We start from the raw sequence: 23,714 nt of genomic DNA on the forward strand, positions 1-23,714 counted from the left end.
CCGCGCAGGACGGGCCCGGAAGGATCTCCTCCCGGGCCCAACTACCGTGCGCGCAGGGCTACTTGGGATTCTTCGCGAACTGCGCGAGGTTGCTGGAGACGATCTCGGGCCGCCCGTTGTTCTGCACGGGCGCCGCGGTGAGCACGTCGAGGTGCTGGTAGCCGTCGGCGACCACCGGGTGCAGGCCGACCGGGATGCGGCCCGCCAGCAGCCCGTCACCCGCGAGCACGGTGAGCGTCGGGTTGGCGGTGAGCCCCTCGGGGTGCACGACCAGCTGCTTCACCTGCGGGGAGGTGGCCAGTTCGAGGTCGGTGACCAGCTTGGTCGGGAAGTACTGCTCGGTGAAGTCCAGGGGCTGCTGGGCCAGGCTGCGGGCCAGCTCCCCCATGTCGGTGACCTCCTTGCTCGCGTTGGTGAACGGCGTGCCGTCGGCGGACCGGTAGCCGGGGTCGTCGGCGGCGCCGACACGGTCGTAATTGCGCCATGTGTAGAGCGGGCCGTGCGGCTTCTCGGGGATGGCCTTGTACTCGACGCCGAACAGCCCCGGCTGCTGCGAACTGCCGTTGGCGGCGGGGAAGTTCTTGTCGGTGATCGGGCCGCCGTCGAAGAAGCCCACGCTGCTCTGCAGGAACGCCAGCGGTACGGAGTTGTCGTCCAGGAGGGCGCCGAGCACGGCGGCGTTGGTGAGCCGGAAGTCCTTCACCGCGGGCGAGCCGGTGAGGAAGGTGGCGGTGTCCTTGGAGAACAGGAAGCGGTTGGTGGCCTCGATGTTGGTGTCGGCGGGCAGATAGCTCGGCAGGTCGGCCTCGCCCCCCGGATCCTGTACGGCGCCCACGCCGGCGATGGCCAGCAGTGTCATCGTCTCGGGGTTGAGCAGGACCGGCGCGGACAGGGAGCGGGGCAGCACTCCGCTGTCGAGACCGGCCTGCACAGCGCCGTAACCGAGGCCGACGCCGGGCAGGTCGGTGTCGTCCGGCATGCCGCCGCTCAGGTCGCCGAGGGTGGTGGAGACGGTGGTGTCGAGGGCGAAGTAGCCGGCGCACTGGTTGTATCCGGCGTCGCTCGTGGTGGTGGGGTCGTCGTCGAAGTCGGCTGTCGCGAAGTAGCCGGTGATCACGCCGCCGAGGGAGTGTCCCCCGCACAGCACCTTCCGCTTGCGCAGCCCCTGGTCGGGCAACTCGGCGGCGAGCAGGTCGTACTGGTCCCGCACGGTCTGCTCGATGCCGAGCTTGGCCATCCAGCCCAGCCGCTCGTTGCCGACGAACCCGGCGAAGGTGCGGCCGTCGACCTGTTTGCCGCGGTAGTAGTAATCGACGGCCGTGTGCTCGTCGCCGGAGGCGATGCCGGTGCGGTCCTCCAGGCAGTTGGAACGCCGGTCCAGGGCCCAGAACTCGATGTGCCGCCCCTGCTCGGCGGCGCGCGCCACAGTGTTGCGGGCGACGCTGTCGAAGGCTCCCGCCCCCTCCAGGATGCCCGGCTGGGCGACGAGGATCCGGTCGGCGTCGGCCGACGCCCGCGGCCCGTCCGAGGAGCGGTAACGCAGATACGACAGCCAGTCGCACACGGCCGGACGGGCTCCGAAGGACGCCGGCAGCGGGATCTTCACCCGCACCACCGACTCACTCACTCCCGCGACAGCACTCGTCGACGCCACGGGCGTCTCCGTCCGCGCGCTGTCCCCCCGGGCGTTGGGGGCGGTCACGGTGATCGCCCCGCTGGTCAGCAGCACCGCCAGCGCGGTGCTGCGCAGGGCCTTCGCGGTTCTTCTTCTGCTGCGGCTCGTGTCCATGGCCGGACCGTAGGACGGCGTGGACCACGGGTTCGGGCAGTGCTCACAAAGACTCAGCGACTGGAGGCGGCTTTGTCACCGGGGGCTGAGCCACCTTGGTGACCGGGCGTCAGCGCTGACGGCCTCGCCCTCCTGGGGACGTGGGCCGGCGGCCGGCATGTCCGAGCGCCGTGACGGCGGAGACCGGTGAAGCCCGCTTCGTCGTGACAGCATCGGAGTTTCAGACGAGACCCTCGAGGAAGCCCGAGAGCACGGTGTGCAGGATCCCAGGCTGTTCCAGGTGCAGGTCGTGGCCTGTGCCGGGGATGCTCATGGCCGTCGTGGCGGGTCGCTGCCGGAGCATTTCGTCGACTTCCGCTGCGGGGACGAAGCTGGATCGGGCCAGGACGAGCAGGGTGGGGCATGAGACCCGCTTCCACTCATGCCAGTAGGAACGCCGGGCGTTCTCCGCCAGCGAGCGGACCATCACGTCCCGGTCGAAGCGAGGCCACCATCCGCCGTCGCGTTCTTCCAGTCCGGCCGCCCAGCCTGCGCCGACCGGTCCGCCGCCGAAGAACGTGGCTGCCGCTTCGCGTGAGGGAAACGGTGTCGGCCATGAATCGAGCCATCCGCCGATGTCCATCGGGCCGTTCGGGTTCGGACCGCCTGAGCCGGCCTCGACGAGCACGAGCGCGCGGACGAGTCCGGGATGCGCGGCGGCGGTGAGCATGGCGGTGTGCCCGCCCATCGACTGGCCGACCAGGACGGGCCGCTGCAGCGCCAGCTGGTCGACAACAGCGGTGACGTCAGCGACGTAGGCGGCACGGGAGACGTCCCGCGGGTGGCCGCTCGGCGGCGCCGTGCCCGCGCTGGTCGACCGCTACGACGCGATATCCGGAGCTCAACTTCCGTGCCGGCACGTCCCATTCACCCGCGTGACCGGCCAGGCCGTGCAGCAACACGATGGGCTGTCCGGGCCCGCCCCAGTCCCGGCAGACAAGCCGGACGCCGTCTTGCACCACCACGTGCTCGGACCATGTCACGCCGCCAGGTGACGGGCTGCCGGACCGCTCTGGTCCGCAACCCCCCTCCCCCCGAGGGTGTCCTCTCATCCCGCAGTCGGCTCGACGAACTGATTGGTGTCGAAGAGTTCGTTGATGTGTCCGCCGAGTTCTGACCAGTGCTGTGCGGAGAGTTCGGCGGCGGAACGGGCGTCGCCGGTGGCGCAGATCTCCACGAGCTGGTCGTGGTGCTCGATGGTGTTGCGGCCGCCCAGCAGCGTGGAGAACTTGCGGTACAGGATGCGGTGGATCTGCGGGTGCAGCTGTTCGACGATCCGGCTCAGTACGGGATTGTCGGCCGCCCCGATCGGTACGGCGTGGAAGCGGTCGTCGGCCGCGAGTGCCGCGGCGGTGTCGTTGGCAGTGACGGCCCGTTCGAATTCCCGGTTGGCCTCGCGCATGGCCTGGAGGTCCTGCTTCGTCATGACGGGCACGGCCGTCTCGACGGCGAGCCGGTCGAGGGAGCGCAGGACCGCGAGGGTCTTTTCGACGTCACGGCGGTTGAGTGTGGTGATGCGCGTATAGACGCCGGGCTTGGCCTCGACGAGACCGATGTCGGCGAGCCGGGCGAGCGCCTCGCGCACGGGAGTGCGGCTGAGGCCGAGGCGCTCGGCGAGCTCACCGTCCTTGACCTTCTCTCCGGGAGCGAGTTCGCCGCGCACGATGGAGTCGCGCAGGCGATGGAAGACCTCGTCACTGAGGAGGCGGCGGGAAACGGGGCTGTCGAGTGACATATTGCGTACAGTACATCGTCCTACCCGGCCCCTCCGCTGGCAGCGCCCGTCCTGGCCCGGCGGACGAGGGCCCGGGCCAGGATCACGGCCGGGTCGATGAACGGGACGTCCACGGCGTCCTCGGGCAGGCCCAGCGGAATCTCCGTGCAGCCGGCGATCACCGCCTGCGCGCCCTGTTCGATCAGGCGCTGTGCGGCGCGGGCCAGCAGAGCGGTCGTCGTGTCGTCGTAGGCGCCGGATTTCACCGCTCGGATGGCGGTCATGACCTCTTCGTCCTGACTGGCGTCGTCGGGCAGGAGGAGGCGGATGCCGAAGCGGTCCAGCCAGTCCTGGTACAGGCCCGCGCGGACGGTGCCGGTGGTGGCGAGCAGGCCGGCGGTGCGCAGGCGCGGTCCCATGGCACCGAGGTGCCGGGCGACTTCACCGATCATGTGGACGATGGGCAGGCCGACATGGTCGGCGATACGGGGGACGAAGGCATGCGCGGTGTTGCAGGGGATGGCGATGACCGTGGCACCGGCCTCGCGCAGCACCCGGCTGCCGGCGAGCAGCCACGGGGTGGGGTCGGGTCCCTCACCGAGCAGGGCCTGGGTGCGGTCGGGGATGGTGGGGTCGGACCAGATGACCGTGCGCAGATGGTCCTGGTCGTCGGCGCCGGGGGTGGTCGCGACGAGCTTGGCGTAGAAGTCGGCGGTGGCGGCCGGGCCCATGCCGCCGAGGATGCCGATGATCTCCGTGGTGGGGGCGCTCACTGTGCTGGTTCCTTGTGCAGGGAGGGGGCCTCGGGCTCGGCCGGGATGTGGATGGTTTCGCCACTGCCGCGTTTGGCTGCGCGCCGCTTCTCGGAGCTGTCGACGACGGTGGCGGCAAGGGAGTTGCCGATGACGTTCACGCCCGTACGGGCCATGTCGACGATGAAGTCGACGCCGAGGAGCAGGGCGATGCCTTCGGCGGGCAGGCCGATGGAGTTGCCGGCGGCGATGAGGACCACGACGGAGGCGGAGGCGACGCCCGCCATGCCCTTGGAGAGGATCACCAGCACGCCGACCATGAGCAGCAGGGCAGGCAGGGAGGTGTCGGCGCCGTAGGCGTTGGCCAAGAAGACCAGCGCGGCGGCCTGGTAGAGGACGGAGCCGTCGGTGTTGAAGGAGTAGCCGAGGGGGACGACGAAGGAGGTCGTGGAGCGGCTGACGCCGAACTCCTCCAACTTGCCCATGAGGGGGGCCAGTACGGCCTCCGAACTGCGCGTGACGAAGGCGATCCCGGCCAGCCCCGCGATGGACTTGAGCAGTTCGAGGTAGCGGATGCGGTAGATCGCGGCAATGAGCGGGAAGAGCGCGCCGATGACGATGGCCAGGCCCGCGTAGACCACCGCGATGAAGCCCAGCAGGCTGCGCAGGTTGCCGAAACCGTAGTGGGCGACGTCGTAGGAGATGAAGCCGAGCACGCCGAGCGGCGCGATGCGGATGACGTAGCCGACGACCTTGAACATCACCGCGGCGACCGACTCCAGGACGGCGGCGAAGGGCTTGGAATTCTCCCCGATCGCGGCCATGGCGATGCCGACGAGGAGAGCGAAGACGATCGCGCCGAGCAGATTGCCCTCGCCGAACGCGGCGAAGATGTTCTTCGGCACCGCGTGCAGGACCAGCTCGTGGAAGTCGATGCCCTGGCTCAGACCGTTCAGGTCCCTGGCGTCGGCGCCGTGGACGGGGGCGCCCTTGCCGATGCCTGTGGCCTTGGCCAGACCCACCGCGATCAGCAGGATGACGGTGGTGACGAGCTCGAAGTAGAGGATGGCCTTTCCGGCGATCCTGCCGACCTTCTTGACCGACTCCATGCGGGCGATGCCCAGCACGATCAGCGGGAATACCAGGGGCAGGACGACGACCTGCACCAGGTTCAGGAACACGTCTCCGAGGATCTTCATCTGCTCGCCCGCGGCCGGGGCGAGGGATCCGATCAGGGCGCCGAGACCTACGGCGATGATCGACTGGATGCCGATCGGCACGTTCAGACATCGCCGCAGGAAGCCCGAGGGCCGGGCTGGTGGAGTGTCCGCGTGGGTGGGACGGGGGTGTGCGGTGTCCATGGGCTACTCCTGCCATATGCAATATATTGCGTTCTGCGTGTTGGTCGGCAACACTGAGGCCGGACATGGTGGCCTGTCAAGGGGCCCGCAACACGAGGAGCAGCACAATGGCCGTACGCATCGAGCACGACCTGGTCGGCGACAAGGAGATTCCTGCCGACGCCTACTACGGCGTGCACACCGTGCGGGCCGTGGAGAACTTCGCGATCACCGGAGCGACCATCGCCCAGTTCCCGGACCTGATCACCGCACTGGCCGCGGTCAAGCAGGCGGCCGCCCGAGCCAACCGCGACCTGGGGCTGCTGCCGCCGGACCTCGCCGAAGCGATCATCGACGCCTGCGAGGAGATCCGTGCCGGGCACCTGCACGAGCAGTTCGTCGTCGACCCGATCCAGGGAGGAGCCGGCACGTCCACGAACATGAACGCCAACGAGGTCATCGCCAACCGGGCCCTGGAGCACCTCGGCCACCCCCGCGGGTCCTACGACATGATCCATCCGCTCGACCACGTCAACCTCGGCCAGAGCACCAACGACGTCTACCCCACCGCCGTACGGCTGGCCCTGGTCACCTCATTGCGCCGACTCGGCGATTCGCTGGGAGCACTGGCCACGGCGTTCGCCGAGAAGGCGGCGGAGTTCAGCGACGTGCTGAAGATGGGTCGTACGCAACTCCAGGACGCCGTGCCCATGACGCTGGGCCAGGAGTTCACCACGTACGCCGTCATGATCGAGGAGGATCGCCGGCGCCTGAGCGAGGCCGCCGCCCTGCTGCTGGAGGCCAACCTCGGCGGTACCGCCATCGGCACCGGAATCAACGGCCACCCCCGCTACGCCGAACTCGCCTGCGCGTATCTCGCCGAGATCAGCGGTGAACCCGTCCGGCCCGCAGGCGACTTCATCGAAGCCACCCAGGACTGCGGTGCCTTCGTCCAGCTGTCCGGCGTCCTCAAGCGCGTGGCCGTGAAGCTCTCCAAGACCTGCAACGACCTGCGCCTGATCTCCTCCGGTCCCACCGCCGGACTCGGCGAGATCAACCTGCCGCCGGTGCAGGCGGGTTCCTCGATCATGCCCGGCAAGGTCAATCCGGTGATTCCCGAAGTCGTCAACCAGGTCGCCTTCGAGGTCATCGGCAACGACCTGACCGTGACCATGGCCGCCGAGGCAGGACAGCTACAGCTCAACGCCTTCGAACCCGTCATCGCCTACAGCCTGCTGCGCTCCCTGACCCACCTGCGCGCCGCCTGCGACACGTTGGCCACCCGCTGCATCCCGGGCATCACCGCCAACCGCGCCCACCTCCATGACACGGTCCACCGCTCGGTCGGCCTGGTCACCGCACTCGCCCCGCACATCGGCTATGCCGCGAGCACCACGCTCGCCCGACGGGCCCTGGCCACCGGCCGCCTGGTCAAGGACCTCGCCGCCGAGGCCGGACTGCTCACCGCCGAGCAACTGGACGTGATCCTGCGGCCCGAGAACCTCACCGGCCACTCCGCCCTGCCATCGGTCGCCGTGCGGTGACCGACCCCGCCGGAGCAGTCACCGCACCCGTCCCCGCACGCTCAGGCCGTGCGCTGCTGGAACTGCTGGTTGAGGCCGCCGTTGCAGGCCCACTGCACCATGAACGCGCTGGCCGGCGAGGCTGGTGGCGGTGGCGTAGCGCTGCTGGTTGGGCTTCCATCCGCTGTTGGCGGAGGTGAGCATGAGAGTAGACGCCGCCCCGCGTGAAGAGCGCCGGCGCCTCGCGGTAGGTGCCGGGCCAGGGGTTGGCGACCAGGCTGCCGATGCCGGTGTGGTCGGCGGGCAGCTTGAAGATGTCGAGGTCGGCGTTCTCGTTGGCGGACGAGATCAGGTAGGCCGTGCCGGCATCGGCCTGGTAGAGGGTCGTGTCCCGGGAGGTGATGCCGAGTGGCCGGGAACAACACGCCTCCGGCGGTGTCGGTGAACTGGGTCGCGTTCGTCGCGGTGACCGAAGCGGCACCCACAGCTGACGAGGCGTTGGAAAATGTGGCGCGACGTTTGGTTTCGTTCGTCACGGTAGAGGTCGCCGAGACCTCGGTCAACGCTCCGGACGCGATCGATCCTCGACACGGCACCTGACGGAAGACCACTATTCATCCCATGACTGCCTCCGCTCTTCCCGGATTACTCTGCACAACTCCTTGAGTTGTCCGGAAACTTCTTTCCGCCTCTGGACAACAGGCTTGCCGATCACCCTTAATGCATCCGATGTCTTCCGGAGGGCACCGTTGGCCGCCCAGGTATCCGACGCTGAAGCGATCCGCACACCAACGAACAGGAGGAAACAACGGTGCCCAGAGTTCTCTCACGTCGTTCGGTACTCGCCGCAATGGCGGCGGCGACCGTGGCCACAGTCGTGGCCCGGCCGTGATGGCGACCCCCGCGTATGCCGCGGCCGCCAACCCGCTGCCGCTGCCTCCTTTGCGGATCCCGAAGACCGACATGGGCCTCGATCAGCAGCCGGATTCCAAGGTGCAGTGGCTGCAGGACGCCAAACTGGGGATGTTCATCCACTGGGGTGTCTACTCGGGCCCGGCCAAGGGCGAGTGGTGGATGCACAACGCCCCGATCACTCCGGCGAACTACCAGAAGTACCTCACCGACGCGACGAGTGAGCAGTTCACGGCGGACGCCTACGACCCCACGGCCTGGGCGCAGTTGGCGAAGGACTTCGGGGCGAAGTACGTGACCCTGACGACCCGTCACCACGACGGGTTCGCGCTGTGGCCGCTGAAGCACCCCAACGCCTGGAGTTCCGGCCAGGCGCCGCTCAGCCGCGACTTCGTCAAGGACTACGTGGCGGCGGTGCGGGCGAAGGACGGTGCCAACTACCGCTACCGGATCGAGGGTTCCACCGACAACGCCACCTGGACCACACTGGCCGACCTGACCGCCACCACCGGCACCAGCCAGGTCCAGGTCGCCCTCTTCCGCGCCCAGGCGCGCTACGTCCGGGTCACGGTCACCGGTCTGCCCTCCGCCGTGTGGGCGTCCATCCGCAGCCTGGAGGTCTACGACCGGCCGTTCACCGCGGACCTGGGCACCGTCAAGCTGGTCAACCGCAACAGTGGCAAGGTGATGGACGTCAAGGACGCCTCGACCGCCGACGGCGCCCTGGTCATCCAGTGGCCCTGGACCGGCGGCACCAACCAGCAGTGGAAACTCCTGCCCGACACCGACGGCTCCTACCGCCTGTCCAACGTCAAGAGCGGCAAGGTCCTCGACAGCCCCGGCGGCTCCGCCCAGGGCGCGAACCTCGACCAGTTGACCGACTCGGGCAGCGACAACCAGGACTGGCAGATCGTCGCGCTCTGACGGCCGGTCGCGAGGCACCACCGGCACACCGGTGGCTGCAGCGGCGAGGGGGTTCAACCGGGAATGAGGAGGAGCCCGTCGGGCTCGGCGGCTCCGTACCCACGGTGCGTGCCGTCGGCGTAGGCCGCCGCGAGGCGGTCCTGGTCGACGCTGCCGCCGCCCTCGACGAGTTCCCGGACGAGAACGAGCGCTTGGGCGGTGTCGTCACTCCAACGCCACACCGGCTCCGGAGGCACCGTCCGCGCCTCCAGGCCTGCCGGGCCATCCCGTCGGAGAATGCCGAACCATGGGTCACCGATGAGTTTCGGTGTGCCGGACGGTCCAAGTCGGTACTCAGAAACGAATGGAGAGCCCGATGGGTACGACGCGTTTGCAGGCGACGACTCACATCGCCCGTCGCATGTTCGAGCTGCTGGAGCCGATCTGCCTGGTCACCTACTGCGCCGACGAGTGCAACGAGGAGCTGGCCGCGCTCGGCCACCGCACCTACTGGGACGGCTATTTCGCCAGCCGGGCCGCGCCGCTGGGGCGCGTGGAGGCCCAAGTCGTGCACGCGGCCTTCTACAACTTCGCCGACGGAGAAGCCGCACGGCACATCCCCAGCGCCTGGGAGACGATCCCGCCCGAGGCCTCAGTCGCCGCGCGGGAGCGGGGCAGCGCGGCCTCCCTACGGCGCATCCTCGGCGGCGAGCTGACCGACTCCCCCGGCCTGGTGCGCGCCGCCGACCTGACCACCAAGGCCGCCACGAGCGCCCCCACCGAAGGCCGGGTGATGTACGCGGGGATGCGTACCCTTGCAGTGCCGAGCGACCCCGTCGCCCGCCTGTGGCATTCCGCGACCATGCTGCGCGAGCACCGCGGCGACGGACACATCGCCGCCCTCGTCGGCGCTCGCATCGGCGGCACCGAAGCGCATGTCCTCTCCGCGCTGGAACAGGGCATCCACCCCCCGGAGTCGTTCGGACGCATCCATCACCTGCCGAAACAGCGGCTGGCCGCGGTCATGGACGGCCTGCGCGAACGCGGACTCATCGACACCGAGGGCCACTTCACCGACGCCGGCCGCGAGGTCAAACAGCGCATCGAAGCCCTCACAGACGAACTCGCCGCCCCGCCCTACGAAGCCCTCTCCCCCGCCGAACTCGACGAACTGATCACCGAACTCGAACCCATCACCGCGACACTGGTGGCCGCGGGCTCGCAGTGACCCGCAGCAACCGACCCGACGAGATCTCCAACCGGTGCGCGAGCTCCCGCGCCGACACTGGGTCGTGTCCGAGCGTCGTGAACGCCTCCAGATCCAGATTCCCGGCGGCCTACGGGATCAGAACGATCTTCCCGGTGCCATGGCCGGTCATGATCTGGCGATGTGCGTCGGCGGCTTCGCGCAGCGGGTGGGTGCCCGCGATCAGGATGCGCAGACGTCCTGCCTCCGCCTCCGCGATGAGCTGCAGTCGGGCCGCGGCCCGGACCTCCGTACCCGGGTCCGCGCCGGGCGCGCCGCCGAGGAGTCTGATGCCGGCCCGGGCGCCGCGCTCGAATCCGGCGATGGTGGCGATGCGGGAGCGGTCGGCCACGAGTTCCACGGAGACGTCCACCGCCTCGTCGGTGCCCACCAGGTCGGCCGCCGCGTCGACGCCGCCCGGCGCCGCCGCCCGCACCCGGTCGGCCAGCCCGGGCCCGTAGGCGACCGGGATCGCGCCCAGGTCGCGTAGCAGGTCGTGCTTGGCCCGGCTCGCCGTTCCCAGGACGGTGGCCCCGCGCGCCGCGTGCACGGCGGTGACTCCGGCACGAGCCCGACCCCTGGTCCGCGTTCGCCCGCTTCCTGCGGGACGTGCTGTCGGCGCAGGAGCCGGGCAGTCCGCTTCTCCCTCTGATCGGTGGCCGGCTACCGGCCACCGACGACACCGTGAACGCCGCCGACCGGCTCCGGGCGGCCCTCGACGATCTGGTGGGCGACGCGCACCGGGCAGGGGTGCTGCGCACCGACTTCACCTCCGCCGACGTCCCGTTGCTGCTCGAACACCTCACCGCGCGCATCCCCGTCGCCGGCGAGCGTGCCTGCGCGCTGCACCTGCGTTACCTCGACCTGGTCCTCGCCGGGCTGCGGACCGCTCCGAGCGACGAGCCCACCGCCCTGACGGGCCCGGCACCGAGCTGGGCAGAACTCAGGACCCTGTGGAACGCACCGAAGGAGTGACCGCTGGTCAGACCCGGTCCAGGGGGCGGTGCGGACCGCTGGGGAGTTCCATTTCGATCGTGTCTCCTGGGGACACCACGCCGCTTTCCCTCACGATGCTCATGATTCCGGCTTTGCGCACGATGTTCCCCGCCTCGTCACGGCCGACGACCTGCTTGAGCAGCCCCTCCTGGAAGTTGTCGATCTGCAGGCAGGGATTGCGCAGGCCGGTGACTTCCAGGACCGCGGAGGCGCCGATGCGCAGCAATGTGCCGACCGGCAGACCGAGCAGATCGATGCCGCGCGTGGTGATGTTCTCGCCGAGTTCGCCGGGCGCCACCTTGAACCCTTCTTCACCGACGTCGGCGAAGAGCTCTTCGTGAATGAGGTGGACCTGGCGCAGATTCGGCTGGGTGGGATCCTGCGCGACGCGCGAGCGGTGCTTGACCGTCACACCGGCGTGCACGTCTCCCTCCACACCCAGCCCGGCGAGCAATCTGACGCTGTCCCGGTTGGGCTTGGTGAACGAGTAGTCCCCGTTGCTGCTGACCGCCGTCACTCTTCCGCTCATACCTCGGACCCCCTCGTCGGCAACCGTGCTCAGCCACCAGCCTAGCCAGGGGATTCAGCGCGCCGGGGCATAGACCTGGATGTGGCCCGTGGTCTCGCGCACTGCCATCCGGGGCAGCCGGGGCAGCGGACGTACCGACTTGGGGTGGGTGAGCGACTCGCCGGTCAGCGCGAAGGTGGCGCCGTGGCAGGGGCAGGCAAGGGTGTCGCGGGCCGGCGAAAGGGCCAGGCGGCAGGCCTGGTGGGTGCAGATCCCGGAGACGGCCTGGACACGGCCGGAGACCCGGCGCACAAACCCTGTGACGGTACCCAGATCGAAGGAGAGCACCGCCCCTTCGGACACGTCGGTGGAAGCCGCCACGTTCTGCCAGGTCCCGTGCGTCGGTGTGATCTCACCGGCCCCGGCGCTGGAATCACCGGCGCTGCGCCCCGCAACCGCATGATCGACGGCCGCTCCGGCGACCGTGCCGGTGGCCGCCAGCGCCGTGGCCGCCAGGAACCGCCGGCGCCCAGGGGCACGCCGGGTCGTCCTGGCTCTCCTGACACCTGCGCTGCTGCGGACCTCGGTCGGCAGGTGGAGCGCGCGGGCCCGGACGGCCGCCTCGGAGGGCTCGCCCGACGACGCTACGACGAAGTAGCGTAACGCTTCGTATCGACGTTCGAGACTCTGTGAGGCTGCGATGGGGCATCCCGACCCCTTAGTGATCGACCCGGCCGGTCGCGACATTCACGGCGAAGCCGCCCGTATCCGCGAGCGCGGACCGGTGACCTCGGTCGAACTCCCCGACGGGGTTGCGGCATGGGCCGTCAGCTCCCCCGATCTGCTCAAGCGCCTGCTGACCGACCCGCGTGTCTCCAAGGACGCGCGACGCCACTGGACCCGCTGGATCAACGGCGAAGTCGCCCCGGAATGGCCGCTGTTCACCTGGGTCGCGGTGCAGAACATGTTCACCGCGTACGGCGGCGAGCACAAACGCCTGCGGGCCCTGGTCTCCAAGGCGTTCACCGCACGCCGCACCGCCGCGCTCCAGCCTCGTGTCGAAGAGATCACCAAGAACCTGCTGGACCGGGTCGAACAGGCCGGACAGGACGGGCGGGTCGTCGATCTGCGCGAGGGGTTCTGCTACCCGTTGCCGATCCAGGTCATCAGCGAACTGTTCGGCCTGCCCGAGGACCAGGGTGCGGAGCTACGGGCCGTCGTGGACGGCGTCTTCCACACCTCCGCCACACCGGAGGAGGTAACCGACATCTACACGCGGTTCTACGCGGCGCTCGCCAAGCTCGTCGCCTCCAAGAGGGAGTCACCCGGCGACGACCTGACGTCCGCCCTCATCGCATCGCGGGACGACGAGGGCGGCGGCCGCCTCAGCGAGCAGGAACTCCTCGACACCCTGATGCTCATGGTCAGCGCGGGTCACGAAACCACGGTCAACCTCATCGACAACGCCATTCACGCACTGCTCACTCACCCCGACCAACTCGCGCTCGTCCGCAGCGGCCACGCCTCCTGGGAGGACGTGATCGAGGAGACGCTGCGCGTCGAGGCGCCGGTCGCCAGCCTGCCGCTGCGATACGCCGTGGAGGATCTGGCGATGAGCGAGTTCGGCGGACCCGAGGGAATCGTGATCGGCAAGGGTGAGGCGATCCTGGCCGCGTACGCCGCGGCCGGACGCCACCCCGGCAAGTACGGCGACGACGCGGACCGCTTCGATGTCACCCGCGTCGACAAGGAGCACTTGGCCTTCGGCTACGGCGTGCACTTCTGCCTGGGCGCCCCGCTGGGGCGGCTGGAGGCGCGGATCGCACTGCCGGCCCTCTTCGAGCGTTTCCCGGATCTGCAACTCGTGGTGCCGCAGGACGAGTTGGAGCCGGTGGATTCCTTCATCTCCAACGGTCACCGCTCCCTCCCGGTACGCCTTCGCTGAGCACCCCCCAACACGACGGACAGGTATGCGGGTCCGCGTTCCACGCCAAGTGGGCGTGGACCCGCACGTCGATCGGTGATGCGGAAGGGAGGGCGTGGCCCTAACCGACCAGGCGGCGGCGCCAGTCCAAAGGGGTGACGGTGACTGCCCGGCCGGGGTCACCGTCCCACTCGGTGCGCAGGCCGGCTGCTTCGAGGGCGACCACGACCTCGCGGCCGATGGCTGCAGTGGTCTCGGACGAGCCGTCGAAGCCGCCGTAGAGGAGCATCAGTCCGTGGCCGGCTGCGGCGGAGTCCGTGCACTGGGTGTGGAAGTAGACGAAACCACGGGCGTCGGGCCCGCCTTCGCCGCCGATCTCGGACTGGCCGCAACTGCGGCAGCAGGTGAAGTTCTCGCGGGCCGTGATCCCGGCCTCCTGCAGGGCGGTGAACGCGCGGGTGAGTCGCTCAGGGTCGGTCTCGCCCTGCCACGCAGCTTGCTCCGCGACCCGCTCCAGCCACAACCGGTCGGCCAGCACCTCGGATTGCTGCCGCGAAACCGGCCGACGGTCCTCGGTGACCAGGTACTCCTCAGCGATCTCGGCCAGTTCGGCGCGGGAGGCGTACCCGCCGACCAGCACCTCGCGGACGCGCTTCTCCAATTCCATGCGCTCGTTTTCGGCGATGTCGAGCGGCGGCACTTGGCGGGCGGGGCCCATGTCCACCAGCGACCAAGCCGGACCACCGTCCCATCCGGCCTCCTGGCGGGCCCAGCCGGTCATCGCCGCGATCACTGCTTCGGGCCCGCCGACCAGCGCCTGGAAGTGCCGGTCGGCGGCACCGTCCCGGTGTTCCAGCGTGTAGTCGCCGCCGGTCTCGTGCCAGACCTGTGCGAAGACGTCAGGCAGGTCGGGTATCCGCTGGACCACCAGGAACCGGTCACCGTCACCGCCGATTCTCCGGACCAGCCCGGCCAGCTCATCGGCGGACACACGGACGTACCGCTCCCGGTTCTCGGTCTTCACCACGATCTCGAGCATGCGCAGACTCTGGCACACCCCTCTCAGTACGGACCTCCCGGGACGCCTCCGAATCGCGCATGTCGGCGGCGGCCGCGGCGCTGTGGCGGGCCTCGGGTCAGGTCGTCGGTGCCGGGCCGGGCGGAAGGTGGACCGTCATGATCAGGTGGCAGGTCCCGCTGCCGGCGCCGCGGTAGGTGTGCGGGGTGTCGCCGTCGAACGTCGCGGTCTGGCCGGCCTCGACGGTGTGCTCGGTGCCGTCGACGACCAGGGTCAGCCGGCCTGAGGTGACGCTGACGGTCTCCACGACCCCGGCCTGGTGCGGATGGCTGGGGTAGTCCTCGCCCGGTTCCAGTCGCCAGCGCCAGACCTCGACCGGAGCGGGCCCCGAGGTCGTCAGCATGAGCCGGGCCTCGCCACCCCGCTCCCCCGTCCACAGGGGTGTCACGGCGTCGGCGGCCACGACCCGTACCCGGCCCTCGGGAGATCCCTGCATCAGGTCGGACACCGAGATGCCCAGGGTGTCGGCGAGCCGGACCAGCGTGGCCAGGTTGGGGTTGCCCTGGGCTTTCTCCAGTCCCACGAGGGCACCCTTGCTGACCTGGGCACGGCGGCTGAGTTCGTCCAGGGACAGGCCCGCGCGCATGCGTGCCGCCCGGACGTTGTGCGCGACCGTTCGCAGCGCTGCGGCTGTCTCCGCCACCGGGTCACCTTCCCTACCGCTGCCCATTCCACTGCACCGTACGGTCGATCGGTTGTGACCTTCGGTCGGTTCGCTGTACGGTGTGGTCGTTCCACTGAATGGTAAGGGATCGTACTGTGATCGCTCTGCTGCTGGCCCTGGGCAGCTCACTCGCGTACGGAACCGCCGACTTCCTCGGCGGTCTCGGCGCCCGGAAAGCCCATGTGCTGCGTACCGTGCTGGTCGCCGCCCCGGCCAGTCTCGCGGTCGAGCTGCTGTTGTGGCCGCTGCTCGGCGCCTCCTTCAGCCCCGCGGCCGTGGGCTGGGGTGCCGTCTCGGGTGTCGCTTCCGCTGCCGCGTTCGCCCTGTTGTACCGCACGCTGGCGATCGGCCCGATGAACGTGCTCTCGCCGGTGACCGCGCTGATGTCCGCCGCGCTGCCCGTCGGCGTCGGACTGCTGCAGGGTGAGCACCTGACCGCCGCCGGAGCGGTGGGCCTGCCGCTCGCCCTGGTGGCCGTGGTGCTGGTCAGCGCCGGAGACGGCGCAGGCTCGGCCCGCCCCTCCCGTACGGCACTGCTTTCGGCCCTCGGCGCGGGCGCCGCCATCGCCCTGCAGCTGGTCTTCCTGCACCAGGCGCCGTCCGACAGCGGGGTGGCCCCGCTGATCGTGGGCCGGGCCGTCTCCTCCGCCGTCACCCTGGTCGCGGCCGGGCTGATGCACCGCAGGCTGGGCCCCGAGCGGCCCGCCTACACGCTGTCGGCGACCGCCGGTGTACTGGACTCCATCGCGAACCTGCTGTTCCTGCTCGCCGCCCGCAGCGGGGACCTCACCGTCGTCGCCGTCATCACCGCCCTCTATCCGGCCGGCACCGTCCTGCTCGCCCGCGGCGTGCTCGCCGAACGCGTCCACCGCGGACAGCTCGCCGGCCTCGGCATCGCGGCCGTCGCCGTCAGCCTCCTCGCCCTGACCTGAGCAGACCCGCACAATCAAGGAGACGAGCATGCTGGTCCACCCCTGGGACGCCGGCCTCGACGAGGCCGAATGGCAGAGCTGGATCGCCGACGGCCACGACTTCGGGCAGCTCGGCGTCAACGGCCTGCCGGGCCACCCGCCCATGGCCGTCCCCACCCACTTCACCTGCGACGGACCCCGTCTCCTGGTCCACCTCGCCAAGCCCAACCCGGTCTGGAAGGCGATCGAGCACGACCCGAACGTCGTCTTCACCGTCATCGGCGACTACGCCTTCGTCCCCGGTCCCTGGCGAGCCGCGCCCGGCATCCCACCCACCGACGGCGTCCCCACCAGTTACTACGCGGCCGTCCAGTTCACCTGCCGCGCCGAGATAGTCGACGACCCCGAGGAAAAGGCAGAGCTGCTGCGCCGCCAGCTCGCGCACTTCCAGCCCGACGGCGACCATGCACCCGTGGCGGTCGGCGAGCCGCCGTACGGCCGGATGCTCTCGGGCATCCGCGGGCTGCGCCTCGAAGTCACCGACGTACGGGCCAAGTTCAAGTACGACGACCACAAGTCCGCGGAACACCGCAGCACCGTCGCCGAGCGCCTCACGGAGCGGGGCCAGGGCCTGGACGTGCCCACCGCCCGCCAGCAGCTGCGCCGCCTCGACCGCATCGGCCCCTGGAAGTCCTGACCGCCCCCGCCCGCAAGAAAAGGAAAAAACCGCCCATGCCCACCTTCCGCATCTTCCCCGCCGTCGCCGAAGCCTTCCCCGACACCCTGATCGCCCTGGTCACCGCCACCGGCCTGCGCGGCCACGAGTCCTGGCCGCACACCGCTGCGGCCGTCGAGGAACTGGAGCAACAACTGGCCGACGGCAGCTGGCAGCCCGCCGACGAGACCGACCCCCGCATCGAGGCCTGGCACACCGCCTACCGCTCCTTCGGCACCAACCCCCGCCGCATCCGCCCCAGCGTCGACGCGCTCGGCCGCCGCCTCGCGAAGAAGGGGAGCCTGCCGCGCATCAACCCCGCCGTCGACTCCTACAACGCCGTCTCCGTACGGCACGGCCTGCCCGCCGGCGCCTTCGACCTCGACCACGTCACCGGTTCCGTAGACATCCGCCACGCGGACGGCACCGAGTCCTTCACCCCGCTCGGCGAACCCGGCACCGTCGAGCACCCCAAGCCCGGCGAGATCATCTACGCCGACACCACCGGAGTCCTGACCCGCCACTGGAACCACCGCGACGCCCACCGCACCCGCGTCACCGAGGACTCCTCCCACGTCGCCTTCGTCCTCGAAACCCTCCACGCCGACCGGGACGGCACCCTCCTCAAGGCCGCGGCCGACGAACTGCAGGGCCTGCTCGCCCCGCACGCCGACCGGACCGCCGTGTCCTACCTCAGCCCGGTGCAGCCGGAGACCACCGCCTGAGCTACTTGCCGACCGGCGACATGTGGTGCTCGTCGTAGCGGTTTCCACGTACCCCGACGCGGCCGGCCAGCTTGTTCAGGTCGGCCAGTTCGCCCGCGGAGAGCGGCAGGCGCGTGGCGGCGGTGTTCGCCTCGACGCGGGCGATACGTCGGACGTCACCGGCCGCGAACGACGTCGACGGGTCCACGGCCCCGGTGAGGAACCCCTTGCCGAGCGGGCGGAAGGGCACGAACCCGATCGATCGGCACTCCCGGATCGACACGGTGCTGGTAGAACAGGTCGAGCCGCGCGACTCCGAGTCGCTTGAGAGAAGCAGCCGCAACGGCATGGATCTGCTCGGGCCGGCTGTTGAGTCCGACGGTTCGTTGGCGTAGGGGCCGTACACCTCCGCGGGGTGACCTCCGCGACTCGGCCATCCGCCTCGGCGCCATGGACTCTCCTTGCACGACGACGCATCAAGTGCTGTCGAGGATCCACGGGTGGGCGGTCGGAGCCGGACGCGGTTCACTCCACCTGTTCGCGTCCGGCGAGCCGCACCTCTTCGTTGTCCAGGGACGCCTGGAGCCGGCGCAGCACGGTGTCGTCGATCTGCTGCTCGTCACGCAGGCGGACGACGGTTGCCCGTTTGTGGGCGATGAGGGCGAGGCGCAGGCCGGTGTAGTGGCGGTTGTGGAGCAGGGCGGGATCGTCGTCGGTGCCCGCGCCCCTGGCCCGTACGGTCGCCAGGTGCGCCTCGTACTCCTGGCGCAGCCACTCCGCGACCTTCGGGTCGGCCCCCTGGTCCGCGGCGAGTCGGGGCAGTGCCCTGATGGCCTCCTCGGTCGCCCTGGTCTCGGCGAGGAGGCGCTCCTCGCCGACGGAGGTGTCGCGCGGCAGCCGGGCCCAGCGCACGACGCCCGGCAGCAGCAGTCCCTGCACCACGAGCGTCACCACGATGACGCCGGAGGTGACGAAGACGATGAACGCACGGCCGGGGAAGGGCGCACCCGAGTCGAGGGTCTCGGGAACCGAGAGGGCCACGGCGAGCGACACCGCGCCCCGGAATCCCGCGAAGCCGCTGACCACGCGCGCCCGGTGACTGATTCTCCGCAGCCGTTGCTGCGGACGCCGGCCGACCGCGCGGACCAGATAGGCGGAGGCAAACAGGAACACGAACCGGACGCATATCAGTACGACGCTGACGACTGCGACCGCGATCAGCGCGTCGGCGAGGTCGGAGCGGCTCAAGTGGCGCGGTGCGTACTGGAGTTCCACTCCGACCATGACGAAAAGAGCCCCGTTGATGATGAAGGTGGCCAGTGGCCAGAACGCCAGCGCCTGCCGTCGGTGCTCGGCACGGATGAGCCGTGGGGCCACCTGAGCCATGATCAGACCGCTGACCACGACCGCAAGAACCCCCGAGGCCTCGATCAGCTCGGCCAGGAGGTACGCCGTGAACGGTGCCAGGATCATGACGAGATTGCCCAGCAGGGGGTCGTCCAGGCGCTGCCGCAGGTTCATGTTGACCCACGCCACCGCCATCCCGACCGCGGCTCCGCCGCCGTAGGCGAGCAGGAGGAGTGCCCCGACATGCGCAAGCGTGAGGTGTTCCTCGCCGACGGTGATACCGACCGCCAGACCGTAGATGACAAGCGCGGTGCCGTCGTTGACGAGGCTCTCGGCCCGCAGCACGGTGATCTCGCGGCGCGGCAGGGCGCCGGCCAGGGCCCCGACGGCTGTGGCGTCGGTGGGAGCCACGGCCGCGCCGAGCACCCACGCCGGGCCCCACGGCAGCCCGAGCGCGAGCCCGGCGATCGCCACGGCCCCCGCGGTGAGGATCACCAGCACGGTGCTGAGCAGGACGATGCCGCGCAGGTTCGAGCGGATCTCCCTGCTCGACGTGGTCAGGCTCTCCCAGTACAGCAGCACGGGGAGGAAGAGCAACAACACGACTTCCGGCGGGAGTTGGGTCTGTCGGACGGCCGGCACGAGGCCGATCACAGCGCCCACGACGAGCAGCATGACCGGGGGCGCGACGCCGAGGCGCTGCCCCAGGACGTTGCCGACCAGCAGGGCCAGGCCCAGAAGCACGACGAGTTCGAGACCGATCACGGCGCTTGCTCCTGCGGCGCAGCGGCTGCCGGTGGCAGCTCGGCGGCGTCCTTGTCGTCGGCCTCACCCTCGACTGGCATGCCCGGGCCCGTCGGCCGTCGACGAGCCCGCGACCTCCGGGCACGCCGACAGCGGCGGCGACAATGGGACGGCGACAGGTTCGACACCTATTTTCGGGGGCTGGGATGCTGACGGGGATCGTGATCGACGCGCTGGACGTCGCGCGCATGGAGCGCTTCTGGTCGGACGCGACACGGGGGCGAACGGGCGGCCTGCGGTTGCGATTCGCGCCGACCGCGCAGCCGAAGACGGCACGCAAGAACCGGCTGCACCTCGACCTGGCCGGGGGGCCGGACTGGGAGGCCGAGGTGGCTCGCCTGCTCACCCTCGGTGCAACGCGAGTCGACATCGGCCAAGGGGACGTCCCGTGGGATGTGCTGGCCGATCCGGAGGGCAACGAGTTCTGCGTGCTGCGCCCTGGGCACCCCGGCGGGCTCGCCGACAGCGGGCTCGTCGCGATCTGCCTCGACGTCCCGGAGGAGGACCGCTACGCGCAGTGGGCCTTCTGGCAGTCCCAGGCCGACTGGCACGCGGTCGAGTCCCACGACTGGGGCGTCCGGCTGCGCCGACGGCCCACCAGCACGGTCTCGCTGGTGATGGGACCGCCTGCGGCGCCGAAGGAGGCCCGCAACAGGCTGCGGCTGGAGGTCACCCGACCCGACCGGGAACCCGGCGAGTTCCTCGACGCCGGTGGGAACGAGTTCCACGTCGCCAAGTGCCCTCCCCCTCCAGGGCCTGCCGACTGAGGTGGGTGTTCTGTCGCGGCCCGCACGCCTACCGCTCTCGGAGACGCGCGGTCACCCGTGCTGCGCGGACGCCGACGAGGCCGTGTCGGGCATCGAGGACGGGGCGACGTGCTGGTCGGAGGGTCCGGCGTGGCCGGGATGCCCGTAGAGCTGATCGACTCGCTCGTCCGGCAGGGCGCGAGCGAGCTGACGGTGGCGTGCCGCACTGCGGGCCAAGGGCTGGGTGCGCAGGATCGTGTGCTCCTTTCCCGCCAGTCGGACGCGTGGGTCAACCCGGACCTGCTCCGGCGGGCCGGCCGTCGGCGGCCCGCTCAACACCCAGGCGCGCCGGGCCCCCGTCCGTACTCCTTCTACGGCGGCGACCATGGCGGCTGCACCGACTGCCGGGAGGAGCCCGCGGCCGCCCCTCGAAGGGCAGTGCGAGCGACCTGCTCTACGCTCTCCTACGCGGCCGTGGCGCTCCTCGGCTGGTGCCCTGAAGGAATCGCTGTCAGGAGGATCGTTGGATCACGACGAGCGGGTCGACCGGCCCGGAAGCCACGGCGAACACCAAATGCAGCGTGAGTTGGACACTCTCGACCGCGCGGACCGCTTCTACGACGAACAGGTACTCGATCGGCTGAACCCGCGGATGCAGGAGTTCGTGGCCCGCCAGGAGATGTTCTTCCTCGCCACGGCGGACCGCCATGGCGAGTGCGACAACACATTCCGGGCCGGACCGCCCGGTTTCCTCGGGGTACTCGACGAGGCGACCCTGGCGTACCCGGAGTACCGCGGGAACGGAGTCATGGCCTCGCTCGGCAACATCCGGGAGAACCCGCACGTCGGCATCCTGATGATCGACTTCTCTCAGGACCGTATCGGCCTGCACGTCAACGGCCGGGCGCAGTTGGTCCCGGACGAGGCGATGCGCCGGAGGCATCCGCATCTGCCCGTTGATCCAGTGCCCGGCCGCCGACCCCAGATGTGGGTGGAGGTGGAGGTCGAGGAGGCCTACATCCACTGCTCGAAGCACATACCGCGCCTGGTCAAGGCACCACTGCGGCAGAACGCGAACGGAAACGGCGACACGGCCGCCAACGGTGAGCAGGCGTGGGGCACGGACGACGTCAAGCGCAAGGGCGGCGACTACTTCGGCGCGGCAGCCGAGTCGGGGAGGCGGCTGCCCTCCCGCTGAGGACCAGCCTGCGAGTCCGCTACGGCAACACCCCGAGCACGCGGCTCCGCAACCCGGGTGTCCTCGGGAGCGCGGACTTCGGCGCCGTGCGTTTCGTAACGCACCCGCTTCACCGGTCATCCGACCGAACCCAGGCACCGCCGCGCGCGCCATCCTCACAGCATGGCTGACACTCCCCCGCCCCCATTCCGCTTCCACAGAACGCGAGCGCGCACCCGAGCCGGCCGGCGGTGCGAGCCGCAGAACGGGCGGTCTGCGCCGACGAGGCTGTCGCCCCACCGCGGATACCCGGCATCCCGTGCGCCCTCGATGCCAAGTCCGAGGGCGGTACCGGCGCTCGCAGAAGACGCCACCCCAGGAGAAACGTGTTCCGGCGCCGGCCGGAGGTTCACGAGGACCAGAAGGCGTCCTCGGCCCTCTCGTCACCCTGGAACTCGCGGAACTCGACGGCCTTCCCAGCGACGACGCGCCAGACGTGGACCTCCGGGGAGGACCAGGACTTGCCGTGCCGCTCGGCCGACACCTCACTGAGGACCACGACCCGCTCCCCCTCGGCGAGGATCTCGTCGGCGGGGACCTTGAGGGTCCCGCCGGAAAGGTCCATGCACAGGCCGAAGAACTTCAAGACGCCGTCGGGGCCGTGGTAGTCACCGGACAGCGGGCTGTGCCCCGGGACGTGCCACGTGATGTCGGGGTCGAAGAGCTCAAGGACGGCGGGGATGTCGCCTTCGGCGAAGGCACGGTACCCCCGTTCGATCAGTTCGGCATTCGAGTTCGTCATGGCGGATCCTTCGATCGTTTCCCCCCTGGGACTGGGCACTCCTGGCTCGGCCGGTGCGAGGAGAGGAGCGCGGCGATGAGCTCCCGTCGGCTGCGGACGCCGAACCGGGCGAAGACGGCTGTCAGGTGCTCCTGGACGGTGTAGGCGGAAACGTGGAGCCGCTCCACGATCTCCCGGGTCGAGCAGCCCTCCAGCACAAGGGCGGTCACCCGGTTCTGCGCCGGGGTGAGGCCGTGCGCGGCCAGGATGAGGGATCCGATCTCGGCGGCGGGGGCAGGTTCGACGACCACGCCGATCTGCTCCCCCACAGGGCCCCGCAGCCGGGTGGCGTGCAGAGACAGCCACTGACCGTCGTTCGTCCGCAGCCGGACAGATCCGTGACGGTCCGCCGCGGCCGCCCCCGGCACGTCATCGGATGTGGCCAGGTGCGCGGCGACGGAGTACACGGGTACGGGCAGTCCCACGATCCGGGGGCCGGGCAGCCGGGCGAGCCACTGCTCAGCGTCCGGGCTGATCGAGACGAGGGCGAGCTCCTGGTCGAGCACGATCACGCCGGGGGTGCCCGGTGTTGCGGGCCCCTCTCGCCGCAGCGTCTCCTGGACGACGGTACGGCGCAGTCCCTCGGCCAGGTGCGGGGCGATCTTCCTCAGCACATCGAGGTCCTGGCCGGAGAAGCCGGCCTGCCCGTCGGCCCGATGCAGGCACAGCACGCCCCAGCAGTCGCGCCCGGCGATCAGGGCGGCCCGCAGCTCATCCCCCAGGCCCAGACCGGCCATGATCTCCCGGTAGCGGGCGCTCTCGGAGCGCTGACCGCGAGTGGCCCGGTCCAACGACGTGACCGTGTCGAGCCCTCGTGCGAGTGCGGTGAACTTGTTGACGTCTTCGCGCCCGTACTCGTTGTCCAGGAAGAGGGAACTGGCGCCGTCCAAGGGCTCCTGGGCCGCCATCGAGGTGAACAGCAGGGTCGCCGGATCGACGGACGCGAAGAAGACCGCCTCCAGAGGGAGGATGTCCGGCAAGCGGTGTAGCACCTCGATGGTGAGCTCGGGCAGGTCCAGGCCTGCGTAGCAGCGGTCGATCAGCCGCTCGACGCGTCGCTCCCGGATGCCGGTGGCCATGA

At 70.1% G+C, this 23,714-nt stretch carries 27 protein-coding genes and 2 pseudogenes; 11 read left to right on the forward strand and 18 right to left on the reverse strand.

Translation table 11 applies throughout. The features are described from left to right. Nucleotides 1-58: 58 nt before the first annotated feature. The 5 genes and pseudogenes from ACWCRD_RS16060 to ACWCRD_RS16080 all read right to left on the reverse strand — a co-directional run bounded on the left by ACWCRD_RS16060 (nucleotide 59) and on the right by ACWCRD_RS16080 (nucleotide 5,655). Entirely contained in the window at nucleotides 59-1,789 is a 1,731-nt protein-coding gene (locus tag ACWCRD_RS16060) for a hypothetical protein (protein ID WP_450966424.1), read from the reverse strand. A gap of 220 nt (nucleotides 1,790-2,009) precedes the next feature. Continuing rightward, nucleotides 2,010-2,811, reverse strand: a pseudogene (locus tag ACWCRD_RS16065) (alpha/beta fold hydrolase). A gap of 65 nt (nucleotides 2,812-2,876) precedes the next feature. Next, on the reverse strand, nucleotides 2,877-3,563 hold the full coding sequence (locus ACWCRD_RS16070) for a GntR family transcriptional regulator (protein ID WP_450966425.1): 687 nt from the start codon (nucleotides 3,561-3,563) through the stop codon (nucleotides 2,877-2,879). A 20-nt stretch (nucleotides 3,564-3,583) separates the two neighbouring features. After that, nucleotides 3,584-4,315, reverse strand: a complete 732-nt coding sequence (locus ACWCRD_RS16075) for an aspartate/glutamate racemase family protein (protein WP_450966426.1) — start codon at nucleotides 4,313-4,315, stop codon at nucleotides 3,584-3,586. Beyond that, on the reverse strand, nucleotides 4,312-5,655 hold the full coding sequence (locus ACWCRD_RS16080) for a dicarboxylate/amino acid:cation symporter (RefSeq protein ID WP_450966427.1): 1,344 nt from the start codon (nucleotides 5,653-5,655) through the stop codon (nucleotides 4,312-4,314). The genes ACWCRD_RS16075 and ACWCRD_RS16080 overlap by 4 nt, the downstream gene beginning before the upstream one ends. A 107-nt stretch (nucleotides 5,656-5,762) precedes the next feature. Between ACWCRD_RS16080 and aspA the strand changes: the two genes are divergently transcribed. Beyond that, complete coding sequence (gene aspA, locus ACWCRD_RS16085) at nucleotides 5,763-7,178, forward strand: aspartate ammonia-lyase (RefSeq protein ID WP_450966428.1); 1,416 nt, start codon at nucleotides 5,763-5,765, stop codon at nucleotides 7,176-7,178. Nucleotides 7,179-7,289: 111 nt separating this feature from the next. Here aspA and ACWCRD_RS16090 read toward each other — a convergent pair. Continuing rightward, nucleotides 7,290-7,572 (reverse strand): annotated as a pseudogene (locus tag ACWCRD_RS16090) (beta-xylosidase); the annotation flags it as partial. On the opposite strand from ACWCRD_RS16090, the gene ACWCRD_RS16095 reads away from it, so the two are divergent. Both ACWCRD_RS16095 and ACWCRD_RS16100 read left to right on the forward strand, forming a co-directional pair. Then, nucleotides 7,566-7,757 carry a hypothetical protein gene (locus ACWCRD_RS16095; RefSeq protein WP_450966647.1) on the forward strand — a complete coding sequence of 64 codons (192 nt, stop codon included), beginning with the start codon at nucleotides 7,566-7,568 and terminating at the stop codon, nucleotides 7,755-7,757. The pseudogene ACWCRD_RS16090 and the gene ACWCRD_RS16095 overlap by 7 nt on opposite strands. A 291-nt stretch (nucleotides 7,758-8,048) precedes the next feature. Beyond that, nucleotides 8,049-8,993, forward strand: a complete 945-nt coding sequence (locus ACWCRD_RS16100) for an alpha-L-fucosidase (protein ID WP_450966636.1) — start codon at nucleotides 8,049-8,051, stop codon at nucleotides 8,991-8,993. A 53-nt stretch (nucleotides 8,994-9,046) separates the two neighbouring features. Here ACWCRD_RS16100 and ACWCRD_RS16105 read toward each other — a convergent pair whose 3' ends face one another. Next, entirely contained in the window at nucleotides 9,047-9,229 is a 183-nt protein-coding gene (locus ACWCRD_RS16105; RefSeq protein ID WP_450966429.1) for an ADP-ribosylglycohydrolase family protein, read from the reverse strand. Nucleotides 9,230-9,348: 119 nt separating this feature from the next. Between ACWCRD_RS16105 and ACWCRD_RS16110 the strand changes: the two genes are divergently transcribed. Then, nucleotides 9,349-10,200, forward strand: a complete 852-nt coding sequence (locus ACWCRD_RS16110) for an SCO6745 family protein (protein ID WP_450966430.1) — start codon at nucleotides 9,349-9,351, stop codon at nucleotides 10,198-10,200. Between the two features lie 109 nt (nucleotides 10,201-10,309). Here the strand turns inward: ACWCRD_RS16110 and ACWCRD_RS16115 are convergent, their stop codons facing one another. Continuing rightward, nucleotides 10,310-10,768 carry a zinc-binding dehydrogenase gene (locus tag ACWCRD_RS16115; protein ID WP_450966431.1) on the reverse strand — a complete coding sequence of 153 codons (459 nt, stop codon included), beginning with the start codon at nucleotides 10,766-10,768 and terminating at the stop codon, nucleotides 10,310-10,312. Nucleotides 10,769-10,827: 59 nt separating this feature from the next. On the opposite strand from ACWCRD_RS16115, the gene ACWCRD_RS16120 reads away from it, so the two are divergent. Then, the gene (locus tag ACWCRD_RS16120; protein ID WP_450966432.1) at nucleotides 10,828-11,193 is read left to right on the forward strand and encodes an SbtR family transcriptional regulator; all 366 of its coding nucleotides are present in this window, start codon (nucleotides 10,828-10,830) and stop codon (nucleotides 11,191-11,193) included. A gap of 7 nt (nucleotides 11,194-11,200) precedes the next feature. Here ACWCRD_RS16120 and ACWCRD_RS16125 read toward each other — a convergent pair whose 3' ends face one another. Both ACWCRD_RS16125 and ACWCRD_RS16130 read right to left on the reverse strand, forming a co-directional pair. Then, complete coding sequence (locus tag ACWCRD_RS16125) at nucleotides 11,201-11,743, reverse strand: MOSC domain-containing protein (protein WP_450966433.1); 543 nt, start codon at nucleotides 11,741-11,743, stop codon at nucleotides 11,201-11,203. Nucleotides 11,744-11,797: 54 nt separating this feature from the next. After that, on the reverse strand, nucleotides 11,798-12,103 hold the full coding sequence (locus tag ACWCRD_RS16130; protein ID WP_450966434.1) for a Rieske (2Fe-2S) protein: 306 nt from the start codon (nucleotides 12,101-12,103) through the stop codon (nucleotides 11,798-11,800). 319 nt (nucleotides 12,104-12,422) lie between these two features. Between ACWCRD_RS16130 and ACWCRD_RS16135 the strand changes: the two genes are divergently transcribed. Next, entirely contained in the window at nucleotides 12,423-13,667 is a 1,245-nt protein-coding gene (locus ACWCRD_RS16135) for a cytochrome P450 family protein (RefSeq protein ID WP_450966435.1), read from the forward strand. Nucleotides 13,668-13,767: 100 nt separating this feature from the next. Here the strand turns inward: ACWCRD_RS16135 and ACWCRD_RS16140 are convergent, their stop codons facing one another. Continuing rightward, nucleotides 13,768-14,685, reverse strand: coding sequence for a DUF6891 domain-containing protein (locus tag ACWCRD_RS16140; RefSeq protein WP_450966436.1), 918 nt, complete (start codon nucleotides 14,683-14,685; stop codon nucleotides 13,768-13,770). A gap of 97 nt (nucleotides 14,686-14,782) precedes the next feature. Next, the gene (locus ACWCRD_RS16145; protein ID WP_450966437.1) at nucleotides 14,783-15,367 is read right to left on the reverse strand and encodes a helix-turn-helix domain-containing protein; all 585 of its coding nucleotides are present in this window, start codon (nucleotides 15,365-15,367) and stop codon (nucleotides 14,783-14,785) included. A 116-nt stretch (nucleotides 15,368-15,483) separates the two neighbouring features. Between ACWCRD_RS16145 and ACWCRD_RS16150 the strand changes: the two genes are divergently transcribed. Genes ACWCRD_RS16150 through ACWCRD_RS16160 form a run of 3 tightly spaced genes read left to right on the forward strand, consistent with a single transcriptional unit; the run spans nucleotide 15,484 to nucleotide 17,739 of the window. Further along, nucleotides 15,484-16,320, forward strand: coding sequence for an EamA family transporter (locus tag ACWCRD_RS16150; protein ID WP_450966438.1), 837 nt, complete (start codon nucleotides 15,484-15,486; stop codon nucleotides 16,318-16,320). Between the two features lie 28 nt (nucleotides 16,321-16,348). Further along, complete coding sequence (locus ACWCRD_RS16155; protein WP_450966439.1) at nucleotides 16,349-16,996, forward strand: FMN-binding negative transcriptional regulator; 648 nt, start codon at nucleotides 16,349-16,351, stop codon at nucleotides 16,994-16,996. Between the two features lie 35 nt (nucleotides 16,997-17,031). Then, a complete protein-coding gene (locus ACWCRD_RS16160) occupies nucleotides 17,032-17,739 on the forward strand; it encodes a B3/B4 domain-containing protein (protein WP_450966440.1) in 708 nt (235 codons plus the stop codon). A 1-nt stretch (nucleotide 17,740) separates the two neighbouring features. On the opposite strand, the gene ACWCRD_RS16165 is transcribed toward ACWCRD_RS16160, so the two are convergent. From ACWCRD_RS16165 to ACWCRD_RS16175, 3 genes are all read right to left on the reverse strand, one after another. Further along, entirely contained in the window at nucleotides 17,741-17,968 is a 228-nt protein-coding gene (locus ACWCRD_RS16165; RefSeq protein WP_450966648.1) for a hypothetical protein, read from the reverse strand. After that, nucleotides 17,895-18,170 (reverse strand): aldo/keto reductase, encoded by a 276-nt coding sequence (locus ACWCRD_RS16170; RefSeq protein ID WP_450966441.1) that lies wholly within the window; start codon nucleotides 18,168-18,170, stop codon nucleotides 17,895-17,897. The genes ACWCRD_RS16165 and ACWCRD_RS16170 overlap by 74 nt, the downstream gene beginning before the upstream one ends. A gap of 73 nt (nucleotides 18,171-18,243) precedes the next feature. After that, nucleotides 18,244-19,830: a Na+/H+ antiporter gene (locus ACWCRD_RS16175; RefSeq protein WP_450966442.1), complete on the reverse strand. Its 1,587-nt coding sequence runs from the start codon at nucleotides 19,828-19,830 to the stop codon at nucleotides 18,244-18,246. A 185-nt stretch (nucleotides 19,831-20,015) separates the two neighbouring features. Here ACWCRD_RS16175 and ACWCRD_RS16180 point away from each other — a divergent pair, with 185 nt between their 5' ends. Then, nucleotides 20,016-20,636 (forward strand): VOC family protein, encoded by a 621-nt coding sequence (locus ACWCRD_RS16180; protein WP_450966443.1) that lies wholly within the window; start codon nucleotides 20,016-20,018, stop codon nucleotides 20,634-20,636. A 51-nt stretch (nucleotides 20,637-20,687) separates the two neighbouring features. On the opposite strand, the gene ACWCRD_RS16185 is transcribed toward ACWCRD_RS16180, so the two are convergent. After that, a complete protein-coding gene (locus ACWCRD_RS16185) occupies nucleotides 20,688-21,002 on the reverse strand; it encodes a hypothetical protein (RefSeq protein ID WP_450966444.1) in 315 nt (104 codons plus the stop codon). A 136-nt stretch (nucleotides 21,003-21,138) separates the two neighbouring features. On the opposite strand from ACWCRD_RS16185, the gene ACWCRD_RS16190 reads away from it, so the two are divergent. Beyond that, complete coding sequence (locus ACWCRD_RS16190) at nucleotides 21,139-21,813, forward strand: pyridoxamine 5'-phosphate oxidase family protein (protein ID WP_450966445.1); 675 nt, start codon at nucleotides 21,139-21,141, stop codon at nucleotides 21,811-21,813. 388 nt (nucleotides 21,814-22,201) lie between these two features. Here ACWCRD_RS16190 and ACWCRD_RS16195 read toward each other — a convergent pair whose 3' ends face one another. Next, a complete protein-coding gene (locus tag ACWCRD_RS16195; protein WP_450966446.1) occupies nucleotides 22,202-22,594 on the reverse strand; it encodes a nuclear transport factor 2 family protein in 393 nt (130 codons plus the stop codon). After that, nucleotides 22,591-23,712, reverse strand: a complete 1,122-nt coding sequence (locus ACWCRD_RS16200; RefSeq protein WP_450966447.1) for a LuxR C-terminal-related transcriptional regulator — start codon at nucleotides 23,710-23,712, stop codon at nucleotides 22,591-22,593. Before ACWCRD_RS16200 ends, ACWCRD_RS16195 begins: the two co-directional genes overlap by 4 nt. Nucleotides 23,713-23,714 lie beyond the last annotated feature (2 nt).

It is taken from the genome of Streptomyces sp. NPDC002092 (genome assembly GCF_053593775.1).